This is a genomic window from Paracoccus bogoriensis (assembly GCF_019431455.1).
Lineage (GTDB): Bacteria > Pseudomonadota > Alphaproteobacteria > Rhodobacterales > Rhodobacteraceae > Paracoccus > Paracoccus bogoriensis.
Genome location: NZ_JAHYSR010000022.1, coordinates 12,443 through 25,946 on the forward strand (window position 1 = coordinate 12,443; position 13,504 = coordinate 25,946).

19 protein-coding genes, 1 tRNA gene and 1 pseudogene are annotated in these 13,504 nt (G+C 64.1%); 8 read left to right on the forward strand and 13 right to left on the reverse strand.

All coding sequences use genetic code 11. The annotated features are described in order from the left end of the window. The first annotated feature begins 1 nt into the window (after position 1). From nrdI to nrdF, 3 genes are all read left to right on the forward strand, one after another. On the forward strand, positions 2-415 hold the full coding sequence (gene nrdI, locus KY389_RS11300; RefSeq protein WP_219831066.1) for a class Ib ribonucleoside-diphosphate reductase assembly flavoprotein NrdI: 414 nt from the start codon (positions 2-4) through the stop codon (positions 413-415). Next, positions 400-2,523 (forward strand): class 1b ribonucleoside-diphosphate reductase subunit alpha, encoded by a 2,124-nt coding sequence (gene nrdE, locus KY389_RS11305; protein WP_219831067.1) that lies wholly within the window; start codon positions 400-402, stop codon positions 2,521-2,523. Before nrdI ends, nrdE begins: the two co-directional genes overlap by 16 nt. Before the next feature lie 75 nt (positions 2,524-2,598). Further along, on the forward strand, positions 2,599-3,567 hold the full coding sequence (gene nrdF / locus KY389_RS11310; protein ID WP_219831068.1) for a class 1b ribonucleoside-diphosphate reductase subunit beta: 969 nt from the start codon (positions 2,599-2,601) through the stop codon (positions 3,565-3,567). Between the two features lie 33 nt (positions 3,568-3,600). Here nrdF and KY389_RS11315 read toward each other — a convergent pair whose 3' ends face one another. Then, positions 3,601-4,638 carry a sensor histidine kinase gene (locus tag KY389_RS11315; RefSeq protein WP_219831069.1) on the reverse strand — a complete coding sequence of 346 codons (1,038 nt, stop codon included), beginning with the start codon at positions 4,636-4,638 and terminating at the stop codon, positions 3,601-3,603. 941 nt (positions 4,639-5,579) lie between these two features. On the opposite strand from KY389_RS11315, the pseudogene KY389_RS15860 reads away from it, so the two are divergent. Further along, a pseudogene (locus KY389_RS15860) lies at positions 5,580-5,783 on the forward strand (IS1634 family transposase); the annotation flags it as partial. Between the two features lie 385 nt (positions 5,784-6,168). Next, positions 6,169-6,245: transfer RNA gene (locus tag KY389_RS11325), tRNA-Pro, on the forward strand. Positions 6,246-6,286: 41 nt separating this feature from the next. Here the strand turns inward: KY389_RS11325 and KY389_RS11330 are convergent. The 12 genes from KY389_RS11330 to KY389_RS11385 all read right to left on the reverse strand — a co-directional run bounded on the left by KY389_RS11330 (position 6,287) and on the right by KY389_RS11385 (position 12,261). Then, a complete protein-coding gene (locus KY389_RS11330) occupies positions 6,287-7,228 on the reverse strand; it encodes a tyrosine-type recombinase/integrase (RefSeq protein WP_219831071.1) in 942 nt (313 codons plus the stop codon). A gap of 118 nt (positions 7,229-7,346) precedes the next feature. Then, the gene (locus KY389_RS11335) at positions 7,347-7,526 is read right to left on the reverse strand and encodes a hypothetical protein (RefSeq protein WP_219831072.1); all 180 of its coding nucleotides are present in this window, start codon (positions 7,524-7,526) and stop codon (positions 7,347-7,349) included. 290 nt (positions 7,527-7,816) lie between these two features. Then, the gene (locus KY389_RS11340) at positions 7,817-8,173 is read right to left on the reverse strand and encodes a hypothetical protein (protein ID WP_219831073.1); all 357 of its coding nucleotides are present in this window, start codon (positions 8,171-8,173) and stop codon (positions 7,817-7,819) included. Beyond that, complete coding sequence (locus KY389_RS11345) at positions 8,170-8,850, reverse strand: hypothetical protein (RefSeq protein WP_219831074.1); 681 nt, start codon at positions 8,848-8,850, stop codon at positions 8,170-8,172. The genes KY389_RS11340 and KY389_RS11345 overlap by 4 nt, the downstream gene beginning before the upstream one ends. Continuing rightward, positions 8,838-9,431: a GIY-YIG nuclease family protein gene (locus tag KY389_RS11350; RefSeq protein ID WP_219831075.1), complete on the reverse strand. Its 594-nt coding sequence runs from the start codon at positions 9,429-9,431 to the stop codon at positions 8,838-8,840. The genes KY389_RS11345 and KY389_RS11350 overlap by 13 nt, the downstream gene beginning before the upstream one ends. After that, entirely contained in the window at positions 9,424-10,245 is an 822-nt protein-coding gene (locus KY389_RS11355; RefSeq protein ID WP_219831076.1) for a ParB N-terminal domain-containing protein, read from the reverse strand. Before KY389_RS11355 ends, KY389_RS11350 begins: the two co-directional genes overlap by 8 nt. Next, positions 10,242-10,550 (reverse strand): hypothetical protein, encoded by a 309-nt coding sequence (locus tag KY389_RS11360; RefSeq protein WP_219831077.1) that lies wholly within the window; start codon positions 10,548-10,550, stop codon positions 10,242-10,244. Before KY389_RS11360 ends, KY389_RS11355 begins: the two co-directional genes overlap by 4 nt. Then, a complete protein-coding gene (locus tag KY389_RS11365; RefSeq protein WP_219831078.1) occupies positions 10,547-10,855 on the reverse strand; it encodes a hypothetical protein in 309 nt (102 codons plus the stop codon). The genes KY389_RS11360 and KY389_RS11365 overlap by 4 nt, the downstream gene beginning before the upstream one ends. Beyond that, positions 10,852-11,115 (reverse strand): hypothetical protein, encoded by a 264-nt coding sequence (locus KY389_RS11370; RefSeq protein ID WP_219831079.1) that lies wholly within the window; start codon positions 11,113-11,115, stop codon positions 10,852-10,854. The genes KY389_RS11365 and KY389_RS11370 overlap by 4 nt, the downstream gene beginning before the upstream one ends. Then, positions 11,112-11,480 (reverse strand): hypothetical protein, encoded by a 369-nt coding sequence (locus tag KY389_RS11375; RefSeq protein ID WP_219831080.1) that lies wholly within the window; start codon positions 11,478-11,480, stop codon positions 11,112-11,114. Before KY389_RS11375 ends, KY389_RS11370 begins: the two co-directional genes overlap by 4 nt. After that, complete coding sequence (locus tag KY389_RS11380) at positions 11,477-11,671, reverse strand: hypothetical protein (protein WP_219831081.1); 195 nt, start codon at positions 11,669-11,671, stop codon at positions 11,477-11,479. Before KY389_RS11380 ends, KY389_RS11375 begins: the two co-directional genes overlap by 4 nt. Positions 11,672-11,895: 224 nt before the next feature. Next, entirely contained in the window at positions 11,896-12,261 is a 366-nt protein-coding gene (locus KY389_RS11385; protein ID WP_219831082.1) for a hypothetical protein, read from the reverse strand. An 86-nt stretch (positions 12,262-12,347) separates the two neighbouring features. Here KY389_RS11385 and KY389_RS11390 point away from each other — a divergent pair, with 86 nt between their 5' ends. The 3 genes from KY389_RS11390 to KY389_RS11400 all read left to right on the forward strand — a co-directional run bounded on the left by KY389_RS11390 (position 12,348) and on the right by KY389_RS11400 (position 13,501). Then, positions 12,348-12,605 carry a hypothetical protein gene (locus KY389_RS11390; RefSeq protein WP_219831083.1) on the forward strand — a complete coding sequence of 86 codons (258 nt, stop codon included), beginning with the start codon at positions 12,348-12,350 and terminating at the stop codon, positions 12,603-12,605. Then, positions 12,571-12,906, forward strand: coding sequence for a hypothetical protein (locus KY389_RS11395; RefSeq protein WP_219831084.1), 336 nt, complete (start codon positions 12,571-12,573; stop codon positions 12,904-12,906). The genes KY389_RS11390 and KY389_RS11395 overlap by 35 nt, the downstream gene beginning before the upstream one ends. Before the next feature lie 307 nt (positions 12,907-13,213). Next, positions 13,214-13,501, forward strand: a complete 288-nt coding sequence (locus KY389_RS11400; protein ID WP_219831085.1) for a hypothetical protein — start codon at positions 13,214-13,216, stop codon at positions 13,499-13,501. Positions 13,502-13,504 lie beyond the last annotated feature (3 nt).

Consider the following 13,504-nt stretch of genomic DNA (forward strand, 5'->3'; position numbering starts at 1 on the left):
CATGGTGGGGTTGGTCTATTTCTCGTCGGGCTCGGGGAATACCGCGCGGTTCGTGCAGGCACTTGGCCTGCCCGCACACCGCATCCCGATCCGCGAGAGCGAGCCGGTGCCCGCCCCCACAGATCCCTATGTGCTGATCTGTCCGACCTATGCCGATGGCGAGGGTCGCGGTGCGGTTCCCAGACAGGTGATCCGCTTTCTGAACGACCCGGCCCGCCGCGCCCTGATCCGGGGTGTCATCGGCGCGGGCAACCGCAATTTCGGGCCGACCTATGCCCTGTCGGCCCGGATCATCGCCGAGAAATGCCGCGTCCCGGTGCTGGCCACATTCGAGCTGGCCGGGACGCAAACCGATATTGCCCGCATCCGCGACGGGCTGACCCTGTTCTGGAGAGAGCCATGCTTGACGCCGTGAAGCCCGACCTTGACTACCACGCGCTGAATGCGATGCTGAACCTCTATGACGCCGAGGGGAAAATCCGCTTCGACGCGGACCGTATGGCCGCGCGGCAGTATTTTCTGCAGCACGTCAACCAGAACACGGTGTTCTTCCACTCGCTGGACGAGAAGCTCGACTACCTGGTGGACGAAGGTTACTATGAGGCCGAGGTGCTGGAGCAGTATCCGCGTGAGTTCCTGCACGCGATCTGGGCCGCCGCCTTCAAGCGGAAGTTCCGCTTTCCGACCTTTCTCGGCGCGTTCAAGTATTACACCAGCTACACGCTGAAGACCCGCGACGGGCAGCGTTACCTCGAGCGTTACGAGGATCGCGTGGTCATGGTCGCGCTGACCCTGGCGCGCGGCGATCAGGCTCTGGCGATGCGCTTCATGGACGAGATCCTGTCGGGCCGCTTCCAGCCTGCGACGCCGACCTTCCTCAACGCAGGCAAGAAATCGCGCGGCGAGTTGATCAGCTGTTTCCTGCTCAGGATCGAGGACAACATGGAGTCCATCGGCCGCGCCATCAATTCCTCGCTGCAACTGTCCAAGCGGGGCGGCGGTGTGGCCCTGATGCTGACCAATATCCGCGAGGCCGGCGCGCCCATCAAGGGGATCGAGAACCAGTCATCCGGCGTGATCCCGGTGATGAAGCTGCTCGAGGACAGTTTCAGCTATGCCAACCAGCTTGGCGCGCGGCAGGGGGCGGGGGCGGTTTACCTTAACGCGCATCATCCTGACATCCTGCGTTTCCTCGATACCAAGCGCGAGAATGCGGATGAGAAGATCCGCATCAAGACCCTGTCGCTTGGCGTGGTGATCCCCGACGTGACCTTTGAACTGGCGAAGCGGAACGAGGACATGTATCTGTTTTCGCCCCATGACGTGCAGAAGGTCTATGGCGTGCCCTTCTCGGAAATCTCGGTCAGCGAGAAATATCACGAGATGGTCGAGGACAAGCGCATCAGGAAGAAGAAGATCAACGCGCGCGCCTTCTTCCAGACCCTGGCCGAGATCCAGTTCGAATCGGGCTATCCCTATATCATGTTCGAGGACACGGTGAACCGCGCCAACCCCATCGCGGGGCGGATCACCATGTCGAACCTGTGCAGCGAGATCCTGCAGGTGGCCGAGGCCTCCGAGTTCAACGAGGATCTGAGCTATGCCAAACTGGGCACGGACATATCGTGCAACCTCGGCAGCCTGAACATCGCGCAGACCATGGACGGACCGGATTTCGGCGCGACGGTCGAAACCGCGATCCGCGCGCTGACGGCGGTCAGCGAAATGTCGGCCATCGACGCGGTGCCCTCGATCCGGCGCGGCAATGACGAGGCCCATGCCGTGGGACTGGGCCAGATGAACCTGCACGGGTTCCTGGCGCGCGAGCGGATCCACTATGACAGCCCCGAGGCGGTCGAGTTCACCAGCGTCTATTTCGCGGCAATCACCTATCACGCGATCCGCACCTCGAATGCGCTGGCGCGCGAGAAGGGGAAGACCTTCAAGGACTTCGACAAGTCGCGCTATGCGGACGGGTCATTCTTCGAGAAATATGTGACCCGCGACTGGCTGCCCGAGCGGCCTGAGGTCGTGCGCCTGTTCCAGGGGATCGCACTGCCGACCCGCGAGGATTGGGCGGCGCTGCGCGAGGCGGTGATGAGGGACGGGCTTTACAACCGCAACCTTCAGGCGGTGCCGCCGACCGGCTCGATCAGCTATATCAACAACTCGACCAGCTCGATCCACCCGATCGTCTCGAAGATCGAGATCCGCAAGGAAGGCAAGATCGGCCGCGTCTATTACCCGGCGCCCTTCATGTCGAACGAGAACCTGGAATATTACCGCGACGCCTACGAGATCGGGCCGGATGCGATCATCGACATTTATGCGGCGGCAACCGAGCATGTGGACCAGGGCCTGTCGCTGACGTTGTTCTTTCCGGCCGGGGCGACGACGCGCGACATCAACCGGGCGCAGATCAAGGCGTGGAAGTCGGGGATCAAGACAATCTACTATGTCCGACTGCGTCAGGCCGCGCTGGAGGGGACCGAGGTGCAGGGCTGCGTCAGCTGCTCGCTGTGAGGGGGCGTCGGACCGGGGGTTTCACACCCCCGGACCCCCGTGGGGTATTTGGACAACGGAGAAGAGGCTTGGGCGATGCGTGACATGGTGACGGGCGCGGCGCGCGCGATCAACTGGAACCGGCTGGAGGACGATAAGGACCTGGAGGTCTGGAATCGGCTGACGGTGAATTTCTGGCTGCCCGAGAAGGTGCCGCTGTCGAATGATGTGCAGTCCTGGGCAACGCTGCGGCCGGCGGAGCGCGAGCTGACCATTCGCGTCTTTACCGGGCTGACGATGCTGGACACGATCCAGAGCAGTATCGGTGCGCCTGCGCTGATGGCCGATGCGATCACGCCGCATGAAGAGGCGGTCCTGTCCAACATCGCCTTCATGGAGGCAGTCCATGCGCGGTCCTATTCGTCGATTTTCTCGACACTCTGCCTGACGCCCGAAGTCGATGACGCCTTCCGCTGGTCCGAGGAGAACCCGCATCTGCAGCAGAAAGCGCGGCTGATCCTGGAGGAGTATCAGGCCGGGGCCGATCCGCTGAAGCGCAAGATTGCCAGCGTCTTTCTGGAAAGCTTCATGTTCTATTCGGGCTTCTACCTGCCGATGTATTGGTCGAGCCGGGCGAAGCTGACGAACACCGCCGACCTGATCCGCCTGATCATCCGCGACGAGGCGGTGCATGGTTATTATGTCGGCTACAAGTTTCAGCGTGGGCTGGAGCGGCTGACCGAGGCCGAGCGGGCCGCGCTGAAGGATTTTGCCTTTTCGCTGATATTCGATCTTTACGAGGTCGAGAGCCGCTATACCGAGCAGCTTTATGACGGAATCGGCCTGACCGAAGATGTGAAGGCCTTCCTGCATTACAACGCCAACAAGGCGCTGCAGAACCTGGGCTATGAGGCGCTTTTCCCGCCGGCCGCCTGCGAGGTGAACCCCGCGATTCTGGCCGCCCTGTCGCCGGACAGCGAGAATCATGACTTCTTCTCGGGGTCGGGTTCGTCCTATGTGATCGGCAAGACCGTCGCGACCCAGGACGAGGACTGGGATTTCTGAAATGAAAGGGGGGTGCCTGCAAGCGCCCCTTGATCATGCGGCGAGGCTGTCCTGCGGGGGAGAGACCGCAAAACCCAATCGGGCGACCGTGCCGCCCTGAGGGTGACGGTTCAGCGACAATTCGCCGTTCAGCGCCGTTGCGAACTGACGTGCCACGATGAGGCCCAGGCTGTCCGAGCGTTCCAGCGCGAAGCCCTCGGGCAGGCCAGGGCCGCGGTCGCGGATTTCCAGCGTGGCGGCGGTGCGGCCCTGGCCCGCCGGGCCGTCCACCTTGAGACGCGCGGTGACGTGGTTCACGCGGCCATCGGCCGCCCCGTGCTCGATCGCGTTCATCACAAGCTCGCTGGCGATCAGACCCAGAGGCACGGCGCTATCATGGGGCAAAGGCAGGCTGTCTGCGCTGAAATCCAGTTTCACGTCGCCCGCACCCGCGACCTCGACCACGTCGGACAGAACGTCGCGCAGGTAATCGGCGGCGTCCAGATCCTGCATGTCGGGCGCGTGCAGGCGGCGCTGCAGCAACGAGATCGACCGGATGCGCGATTGCGCCGCCATCAGGGCATGTCGCGCCGTCTCGTCGGCGATCTGCTGGCTCTGCAGCCTGAGGAGCGCCGCGACCGTCGAGAGGTTGTTCGAGATGCGATGCTGAAGTTCCGAGAACATCAGGCTTCGGGCATGGGCCAGATGGCTGGCCCGCGCCTCGGCCCGCATGCGCTGCCACAAGGCGCGCCGGGCTGCGGTGATGAAGACGACATCGGTCCCAATGATCAGCGTGTAGAAGCCGAGGGCCAGCATCGAACCGGGGTCGAGCGTCAGTCTGCCCACTGGCTCGATGAAGGAATGTAGCGCGATTACGCCGCAAACGACGCCCACCACGATGCCCGAACGCAACGATGACAGGACCAGCGTCAGCATCGCTGCCGGAAAGAAGGTCAGGAAAGGAAAGCCGGGTGGCAAGATAGTGTCCAGAGCGTGTCGCAGCCAGGTGGAGATCGCGATGGCTGACAGGGCGAACGTGATCTCGTAACGCAGGCTGCGCCGCGCCATCAGGGCCGCACCGAGGGCCCGCATGAAACGTCCGGATCGTTCGGGTCTGGTTCTGATCGCCCTCTCGCCAGCCATTGCATCACCCCCTTGAGTCAGCGCAGGTATCTGGCCGTTTACTCATCATTTGGTATCATGTCTGCGAGCGGCAAAGCAAATATTGATCTTTGTTTGTTCGGCCCTTTCGGAAGGCGGTTCGAGAGGCCATGGGACATGGCGGCCATCAGTCGCTTCGGAGCGACCGGGCGGCCGAAACAGCGCCAGAACACGCCGGTCTTGATCGCGGGTGGGGCCGCTTTGCCCCATCTTGCCGACCATCCTGTCGCGGGATCCGGCATCCGCGCGGATTGCGGCTCAATGCTATCGTCCGGTTTGGGCGGGATTCTCGTCTGTGCCCAGAAAGATGCCCCGGGGCTTGTATGGAGCATGATGCCCGCCACCGACTGGCCATGAATGGCCAGTCGCCAGGTTTCGAGTTCGCCGAAATACTGCCATCTTGCCCGATGGGGCCTGGTCCTCCGGCGCCGCGTGCAGGCTGTGGCAGGTTGGCTCGAACTCCTCCCATGTGCGGGCGGCGCAGCCGCTGCTGTCATCGACGGCCAGCTCATGCGGATCCTTGGCCATGTCGCGACGCAGATGACTCCAATCCCCATCCCCAAGAGAGCGGCGGTCAGCGAAAGCAACCCGGTCGTGGTCTGCCCCGGTTCGCGTCGATGACATAGCGGCGGTATGTGTCTGCGCGATGCCGGCATCGTGCAGCAGCCCATCATGAAGATGGAAAGCAGGTCGGTATCACCCATGGACGTTCGACCGAGACAGGCGGGAATTGGCCTTCCTCCGCGCGGGCGGCCTGATGATCTTCAGCGGCACGGAGGCGTCAAGGCGACGGTTTCAGCGTTATCTTGTTGCGGCATGTCTGCCGGTTTTCGGGCTTGCGCGGCGGTCAGCAGAAGCTGCATCATTCGCCAATCCGCAGGCGCATCAAGACATCGGGCGGCCGCAGCCACATCCAACCCGTCGAGGGCCATCGCGACGCGCAGGGAAAGGTCTGCATTCGCGTTGTGTTGAACCTCGGCAGGCTCAACCGGCTGAGTCCGATCGGGCGCGATCCCCTGATTGATGGGCGGAACCGGACCGTCGTGCGGCTGGCGAACACGGCCGACGAGATCACCAGAAGTCGCTGCGAAGCGTTGACAACGCCTTCGCCTGCACGCGTTCTGAAAAGAGCCTGGTTTTGATCGGGCTCTCGCGCGCATCTGGACGACTATCTCACCCGCCTCGGCCCCACGATCCTCGCGGCCATCCGGGCGAGACGGTGCCTGATCGCGGGGCGGTTCTCTGACCCTGTTCCGAGATTGGTGTGCACACGATCACGCGCGCCATTGCCCGCGACAGTCTGCCAAGCGTCAAGGCGATCCAAGCGGCGCTTGGGCGGGCACGGATTGCGGGTTCATGCCGTCCCGAACTTCGCGCACTTCTGGCGCGCGCGAAGCTTGTAGCCGCTGAATGGCTCTTTGCGCTTTTCTCGGGCCGGTCGATGGGGTATGCGGCACGCGTCGGGGCGTAGCGCAGCCTGGTAGCGCGACGGTTTTGGGTACCGTAGGCCGGAGGTTCGAATCCTCTCGCCCCGACCATGGCTTAGGGGTCTTCCCTAGTCTCCGTTTTACAGGTCATTTTACAGAGACGTTCGCTTTTCGGCCTTCCGCAGCTTCTCGGCGAGGCTGTCGGACATGGCGGGCGACAGGGCCACATAGCGCTCGATGACCTCCGAAGCATGCTTGAGGGACCAGCCCATATGGGTGGCGATCTCCTTCAGCTCGGCCCCCGCCTCAAGCAGCCGGGTCGCCGCGGTCCCGCGAGCATCATACAGCCTCAGCTCGCGCCGCAGCTTCAGGGTGTCACGCCACTGGCTGACGGCGTCCCCAAGGTAGTTTTCGTGCTGGTACGGACTGCCGCGCTTGTTCACGATGAGCCGCGCCTGATCGGCGGGCGTGGCGTCGATCAGCGCTGCCATCCGGTCGGTGACCGGGATCGACGCCAGCCGTTTGCGCTTCTGCGTCCAGATCACGATCCGCCGGCCGTGAGGGGTGCGGTGGATGTGTTCGCGGGACAGCAATGCCAGATCGCCGGGCCGCAGCCCCGTCTCTAGCGCAATGGCGAGGATGCGCGAGACGTGGGCGGGCGCCCCCTTGTGGAAGGCCTCGATCTCGTCAGGAAGCCAGAAGATCTCGGCGCGGTTCGATCGATAGACCGAACGGATGTCGCGCAGCTGGTTCTGCTGGATCATGCGGCGATCAAGGGCGAACCTGACGATTCGCTGCAGATGCCGGATGCGGTCGTCGCCGACCTTGCCACCTATGCCGTCCCGCCATTTCAGCGCCTCGGTCCGGATGCGTGGATCGTTCATCGCTGCCATGGGCGCGCCGCCGAACTTGGCATCAATGCCCGAGGTCGGATGATACATCGATTTGCGCATGTCGGCCTGCGTGCGGGGCGCCAACGTGGTGAAATCCGCGCTGTCCAGAAATGCGATGATCGCTTCGCGGAACTTCCCCTTTGCGGCCTGGGCTTTCGGGCGGGCTGCCGCCAGAGCCTCCAGATACTCGGCGCCGCCCATAGGGATGCCACTGGCGCTGTCCCAGAACTTGGGAGCCCCCTTCCCTCTCCATGCATAGTGGTATTCGCGCGCAGATCCGTCCGCGAGCTTCATGCGGACGCGGTGAATGCCCTTTAGGTTAACCCTGACCATCGAACCAGCTATCGACCTCGCTCTGTGGGGCCTGTGACTTGGCCGGCGGAAGGATCCGGATAATGCCGTCGCGGGTCAACTCCACAATCAGCCTCGGGTCGATTTCCCGCGCGGCGCGGATTGCCCGCTTGACCTGCGCCTCGGTAAAGCTCGCGCCTCGTGGCATCAGCTCGTCTCCTCGAATTTCTCGGCCTCATTGCCCCAGTTCGACCAGCCGGGGCGGCGCTGGCGGCTGAAGACCTCGATCCGGCGGGCGGTGGGCATCAGGCGCTCGGCCTCGGCGAATGCCCCTTCTCGGACCGCATTTCGTAGGACCAGGGCGGGTCCGCCATGATCATGTCGAAGCCGCCGAAGGGCCTCAGGGCGTGGAACTGCTGCAGGGCGGTCACTTGTCGCCCCGCTTGCGCCAGACGGCCGCGAAGGCCTCGTTCAGGATGCGCTCCATGTCTTGGTCGGTCAACATTCATCCCCCACATTGTTCGCGCTGACCCGCGCATGATGCAGACCTTCCAACGCGGCCCGGATCTGGGGCTGAGCCACGGCGTGATCTGCCCACTCGTGGGTGATGCCGCAGCCGCCGGGCAGGATCGCGCGCAGCATCGCCCCGCCGCCCATCTCGACGCTCACGGCTGCGGCGTATCCCCATCGGATGCCGTCCAGGATCGCCCCGTTGATCATGTCCTCGCTCTGATCCTCTGCCAGATCGTCGGCGACCTCGGCCAGCAGGTCGGCGGCATCATCGACGCTGAGGTGCCGGATGCCTTCGATGAGGGCGGTGATGTGGTCTTTCAGTGTGCTGCGCGGGTCGGTCATTTCGTCATCTCCATTGCTTCGGCGGCATGGCCGCCCCATTGTTCGGCGCAGGCCTCGGCCACGCCCCTGAAGGTGCGGCTGCGGATCCTCCAGCGGTCCGGGCCGGGCGGGGCGCGGTGGATCGCGCTCCAGGCCTTCCATTCGTCGCTGCCCCGCGCGGGCTCGGGCAGGCGGTTTGTCTCGACCAGCGGCGGCAGGCCGCGCAGGTAGAAGCCGGTCGCCTTGTATGCAGGCTCACCGAACCAGAACGGCTGGACAATCTGCGGCACGGGCAGGTCGGCGGGCATCCGGTCGCAGGCGAGATCGTTCATCTCGGGGTTCTCGATCGCCACGCGCTCGATCGGGGCGCGCCAGCAGGCGATGAACAAATCCACGCCGTCCTCGAACTCGGCGCGCAGGTCGGCCCAGCTGCGCCCGCGCGGCAGCTGCTTGGGCGGCGTCCACTTGCCGGGGCCGGACATCCAGCGACGCCCAGAGCGACAGAGGCGCGTGCAGGGCGGGTGCATCAACGCCATCATGTCCCAGCCATCGGCCAAGATGTCGCGCACGTCGCCCCGGATGTGGCGGTTGCTGCCATCCTCGGCCGGCAGCAGGTCGCAGGACCATACGTCATGCCCGCGCGCGGCGAAGGCGCGCCGCATCACGCCCGAGGTCTCGCAGGCGATCAGGATGCGCATGTGCAACCCTCATCGCTTTGCTGAGAGCGCCAGTCCCGGATCGCCGCATAGGTGCGACGAAACTCCCAGTCGAGCCCCACAGCCAAGCAGATGTCCCGAAAGGAGACGCCTGTCAAAGACGATACTTCTCGTGCGTTAGAGATGGCAGCTATCTGACTTGACCGATACTTCTGCGGGCGAAACGGCGACTGATAAAAGTAGTAGCCCATCAGTCGGACGAAGTTCGTTAGGTGCCAGATCCTGTTCTCCAGCATCTCGCGCGCGCGATCCGACTGATCTACCGCAGAAACATAAATCGTGCCAAGTCGCACGACCTTTGGAAGCGATTTGGCCGGACGGATGCGCGTGTTGTGATGAACGTTGAATAGCGGTCTTTCGCGCAGGATTGCGAGCTTCTCAGCCTGAAGCAGGGCGCTGCGATCTGGATGTTGTTCGAGAACAATTTTCTTTGCTTGGTGAATCCAGGGCTTGTTCTCATGCTGGCGTACACGTGCATCAAAACGCTCGCTGATGCCGATGTATAGCAACAGGCCGTTGTCGTCGTAGTAGCGATAGAGAACTTTGGCCTTTTGCTCATCCATTGGCTTGCCTTTCCCGGATCGCAGCGACGAAGAAATCCCGGCGGGCGGTCGCTTTGGGCGTTCGGTCGTTCTCGGCCATGCGGTCGGCGGCATCGATCACCAGCCAGGGGCGGCGGGCGCGCAACGCCTCAAGCAGCACATCGGCGCGGGCGCCGGTCTCGGCTGCCGCCTTGAGCCACGGCGTCAGCAGGGCATCATTGAAATTGACGACCGAGTCGGGGTCGTAGTCCAGCATCGCCTTGAGCCCTGCCGTCACCGCCGCGTTCTGCCGGGCCTCGATGAGCCCCCGGATCGTCCCGATGGCGAAGACCTGGCCGGGCTTGCGGGCGCTGAGGCTATACTTGCTGGTCATCAGGCGGCAGCCGGCCTCGGCGACAGCGTCATGACAGGCCTGCGCCCAGTATTCGCCTGCGGTCAGAGCCGCGCGGTAGATCTGGTGCCCGGTCACGCGGATCTGGCGTGTGTTAATGTCGATGAACGCCTGCGCCTGTTCCTCGGGTGCGACCAGCGCGACCATGGCGGGGATCGACTTGATCCCGACCAGGGCCGCCGCATGGGCGCGATGCTGGCCGTCGATGAGCGCATAGCCCCCGCCCTCGGCCGGGGCGACGATCACCGGCGTGAAGCGCGACCATCTGAAATCTGCGGCGATCCGGCGGATCGCGGCGCGGTTGCCCGCATTCAGAGGCCGCTGATAGCGGTCGTCGATCAGAAGCTGGTCGATCTCGACCCACATGACTTGGGGCGCAGGTTGCGAGGCCAGTTCGCAGGGCTGCATCCCCTCGATGTCGATGCGGCGGAAATGGCTGGTCATGTCACGCCCTCCGAGGTCATGGCGCGGGCGCTGGCCAGCATGTTGCGGGCGGCGGCGTCGCCCGGCCTGTAGATCTGACGGCCTTGCTGCGTGACGATCTCCATCTCGCCATCGCGTGGCGCCTCGATGTAGGGCATCGCCAGCCGCGCCGGGCTGGTCGCGTCCTGATCGGCCGGCCCGGCGCGGCTGGCGATCAGCGCTGCCCGGATCGCTGCCGGTTTCAGCAGGTCCGGGTGGGTGTGCTGGATCGTGCTGCGCCCGATATGCAGGACCATCGGGCAGGGATGCTTTTCGATCATCGTCATCGCGTCACCTTGCTGGCGTCGGGCCGCGCGGTGCGGCAAATGTCACCCAGGGTGTCGAGCGCCTCGCGCGCCGCATCGGCACGCGGGTTGTGGGCGGGGCAGTCCAGACCTCTGAGGGTGGTGCCGGGCAAGGGCAGGGGTGGGGGTGTCACGCGGCGCAGATGCGCGTCGATCTGGATCTTGGCCTGCAACAGGGTCGCCGCGGTGCCGTGGCCATCCGTCGCGTCATGCGTCCAGGCAAAGAGCGGCCCGGGCATGTCGGTGAGCATGATCGACGCGCCCCGATATTCGATCTGCGACCTCATGACAGCACCGCCCGCGCGGTGACACGCCGCAGGTGACATTCGCCCTCGGCCAGATCGGCGGCGTCGATCAGTTCGAAGGCCAATTCTCGCGCGCCACTGGGCGTCATCTCGACCATGGCACGCAGATTGGTATGCGCCCCCTCGATATCGCCGATGGCAAGACAGACGACTCGCTCAAGATTGCCGCTATCGTCCAGCTCATAAGCATCGACAGCAGTGGCATTACTGGTGTTCATCGGGCCGGGAACAATTTGCGTCATGTCGGCCCCCAGAGCAGCAATGCGACCATGTGGGCGCCCAACAGTCCCAAGCCGCCTGCGATCAGGCAGAGCAGGATGACGAACAACGCCTTGGCGGCGGTCATCCTGGCCGGGCCTTCGCTGCGGCAGTCGCCGACCGGCGCGTGGGGCTGGTTGCTGGCCTCGGCGATCCAGTCGTGGCGCAGGTGATCCATGGCGCGCCGCTGCGCTGCGATCTGGACATCGCGCGCCTCGGCCAGCGTGGCGGCATCCCATCCTTGGTCAATGTTGCGGATGACGGTTTCGGCCTCGGCCTCGGACAGGGGGCGCGAGAATGGCCGGGCGCGCGGCAGAGGCTTGCCGCTGAAAGGATGATGGCCGGTCATTGGTGCGGCCTGCCGGCGGTGTTGGCGGGGCGGTGCGTCTGGCGGGGTGCTGCACCGCGCGCGCTGGCCTCGATATACCAGGCAAAGCGGCGGGTCTGGGCGCTGGCACGAGCGGCAAGCTGCGGGTCGGTCAGCAGCGCGCGGGCTTGCTGGCGAATCCGCAGAACGTGCCTCTGTTCGGGGGAGTGCATGGGAACCTCCATCGGTAAGCGATGAAAGGCAAGGTGCGCGGTAATAAAACCGCTGTCAAGATGAAATACGGTATATTAACCGCATAGCTGCATCGGTGAAGCCGTGCCGTTTATGAAAACGTCTTGCGGCGCGGCTGAATATCACGGCAAATGTTCTTTTAATGTTCGCAATTGAGGGGGTCGGATGGACGCTGCAGGCCATGTCCTTTCGGAATTGAAGCGCCTTACGAGTTTGCCTTGTGGCGCCGAGCGCGAACGCCTTCTGCGGCAGCTCGCAGCATCTCGATCTCTTCAGGTTCTAGCTCTCGAAGAAGGGCCACAATCTCCGCTATGGCCAGCGCTCGATCGTCGTTCGTCCCGCCAACCATAAGCCATTCAGGTGTTACGCCCAAGGCCTTTGCCACTTGCTGGAGTTTTACCGTCGTCGCCCCTGATTCGCGCCCGCTCTGTAACGATCGCCGCCAGTTGCGGATCGTGTCCGGCGAGCCTGTCGCCTCAACCGAGATAGATCGCTCGCTGACCTTACGTCCGGCGGCCTTCAGTTCGGCGATTCTCTCGGCAATGCGGTTGATCACGGCGTCCATGTCCATGCGGGGCATGTTACCGCACCCACTAGGGCGACGGCAGCGGTTAGATTACCGTTGACATTGCGGTTTTTTAACCGCACAACTGGCGCATGATCGACACCGCAACACTCATTGAACGTGCAGATGCCTACAAGGCAGCGACCGGGATCAACGAGGACACGACCGTGTCTCATCGTGTTTTCGGAGACACCAAGAAGCTCGGCGCCTTGAGGCGAGGCGGCGACATCACTGTGCGGCGTTTCAACGCCGCCATGGCGTGGTTTGACGCCAACTGGCCCACGCCATCCAACTCCAACCCTGAGGTAACCCATGATGACCCATCCTCTGACTGCACCGACGCAGCCTGACCTGCTTTGCGGTCCAATGTCCCGTCCTACGTCCTTGGCCAATCCGTTTGACGGCCGGGGCCGGGGCCGCGCTGCGGCTCGCCGCGCGCATGGCCGTATCGGATCGGATCGCGAGGCATTTCTGCGGCAGTGGTCGCTGCTGATGATCGCCAGCTTTGCCAGTCGCGAGGCCTGCGCCGTGCATTTCGGCGTGACCTTCCAGGCGGCCTGCAACTGGTTCGATGGTGCGAATGCGCCCTATGGCCATCACGTCGCCCATGCGGTGCGCACCCTGCCGCGCTACGGCGAGATCATGGGGTGACATGCAGACCGGGTTCTCAGGACACCCGAGGGCGGGAGTGGCGGCCAGGTATCAAGTCCCGGCCGGGGTCCACCTTAAACCCGCTCAAGCCGTGATTGCGTCCGCCCTCGGGTCTGCGGACTGGTGCGCGATCACGGAACCTGCGGCTGGCCCGGCCGAGAGCTGCCTCGCGGCAGCAGGGCAGCTTTCCCGGTGCCTGTTCTGCTTCGGCCCGGCAACTGACGCGGCGGCGTCCCATCGCTGCCGCGTCCCTTTCCATGTCCACCCCCGCGCACCCTTTCAGCGCTGAATCAGATCAAGGACCCCGATGGCATATCGCAACCGCATCGCCGCGCGCATGATCGCCTTGGGTTTGGCGATGCGCGCCAAGTTGGGCGAGCCGGATCCCGAGGCGCTGGCTTTGGCTGTGATCGCGGTCGGAGACAGCTTTGATCAGGCCGATCCGCTGGCCGTCGAGGTCCGGCACTTTGCCGACCTGTTCCCGCTGTCCCGCCGCAACCCGGAACTTTTGACCAAGGCAGGCGAGAGCCTGTTCCGCGCGGTCGAGCGATCCTGCTGGCCGCAGCCCGTCGCGCGGGTTGATATCGAGGGCTGATCC

Coding starts and splice junctions, on each gene's coding strand:
- nrdI (WP_219831066.1), top strand. CDS start 2: ATGGTGGGGTTGGTCTATTTCTCGTCGGGCTCGGGGAATACCGCGCGG.
- nrdE (WP_219831067.1), top strand. CDS start 400: ATGCTTGACGCCGTGAAGCCCGACCTTGACTACCACGCGCTGAATGCG.
- nrdF (WP_219831068.1), top strand. CDS start 2,599: ATGCGTGACATGGTGACGGGCGCGGCGCGCGCGATCAACTGGAACCGG.
- KY389_RS11315 (WP_219831069.1), bottom strand. CDS start 4,638: ATGCGGGCCCTCGGTGCGGCCCTGATGGCGCGGCGCAGCCTGCGTTAC.
- KY389_RS11330 (WP_219831071.1), bottom strand. CDS start 7,228: ATGGGCGGCGCCGAGTATCTGGAGGCTCTGGCGGCAGCCCGCCCGAAA.
- KY389_RS11335 (WP_219831072.1), bottom strand. CDS start 7,526: ATGCCACGAGGCGCGAGCTTTACCGAGGCGCAGGTCAAGCGGGCAATC.
- KY389_RS11340 (WP_219831073.1), bottom strand. CDS start 8,173: ATGACCGACCCGCGCAGCACACTGAAAGACCACATCACCGCCCTCATC.
- KY389_RS11345 (WP_219831074.1), bottom strand. CDS start 8,850: ATGCGCATCCTGATCGCCTGCGAGACCTCGGGCGTGATGCGGCGCGCC.
- KY389_RS11350 (WP_219831075.1), bottom strand. CDS start 9,431: ATGGATGAGCAAAAGGCCAAAGTTCTCTATCGCTACTACGACGACAAC.
- KY389_RS11355 (WP_219831076.1), bottom strand. CDS start 10,245: ATGACCAGCCATTTCCGCCGCATCGACATCGAGGGGATGCAGCCCTGC.
- KY389_RS11360 (WP_219831077.1), bottom strand. CDS start 10,550: ATGACGATGATCGAAAAGCATCCCTGCCCGATGGTCCTGCATATCGGG.
- KY389_RS11365 (WP_219831078.1), bottom strand. CDS start 10,855: ATGAGGTCGCAGATCGAATATCGGGGCGCGTCGATCATGCTCACCGAC.
- KY389_RS11370 (WP_219831079.1), bottom strand. CDS start 11,115: ATGACGCAAATTGTTCCCGGCCCGATGAACACCAGTAATGCCACTGCT.
- KY389_RS11375 (WP_219831080.1), bottom strand. CDS start 11,480: ATGACCGGCCATCATCCTTTCAGCGGCAAGCCTCTGCCGCGCGCCCGG.
- KY389_RS11380 (WP_219831081.1), bottom strand. CDS start 11,671: ATGCACTCCCCCGAACAGAGGCACGTTCTGCGGATTCGCCAGCAAGCC.
- KY389_RS11385 (WP_219831082.1), bottom strand. CDS start 12,261: ATGGACATGGACGCCGTGATCAACCGCATTGCCGAGAGAATCGCCGAA.
- KY389_RS11390 (WP_219831083.1), top strand. CDS start 12,348: ATGATCGACACCGCAACACTCATTGAACGTGCAGATGCCTACAAGGCA.
- KY389_RS11395 (WP_219831084.1), top strand. CDS start 12,571: ATGACCCATCCTCTGACTGCACCGACGCAGCCTGACCTGCTTTGCGGT.
- KY389_RS11400 (WP_219831085.1), top strand. CDS start 13,214: ATGGCATATCGCAACCGCATCGCCGCGCGCATGATCGCCTTGGGTTTG.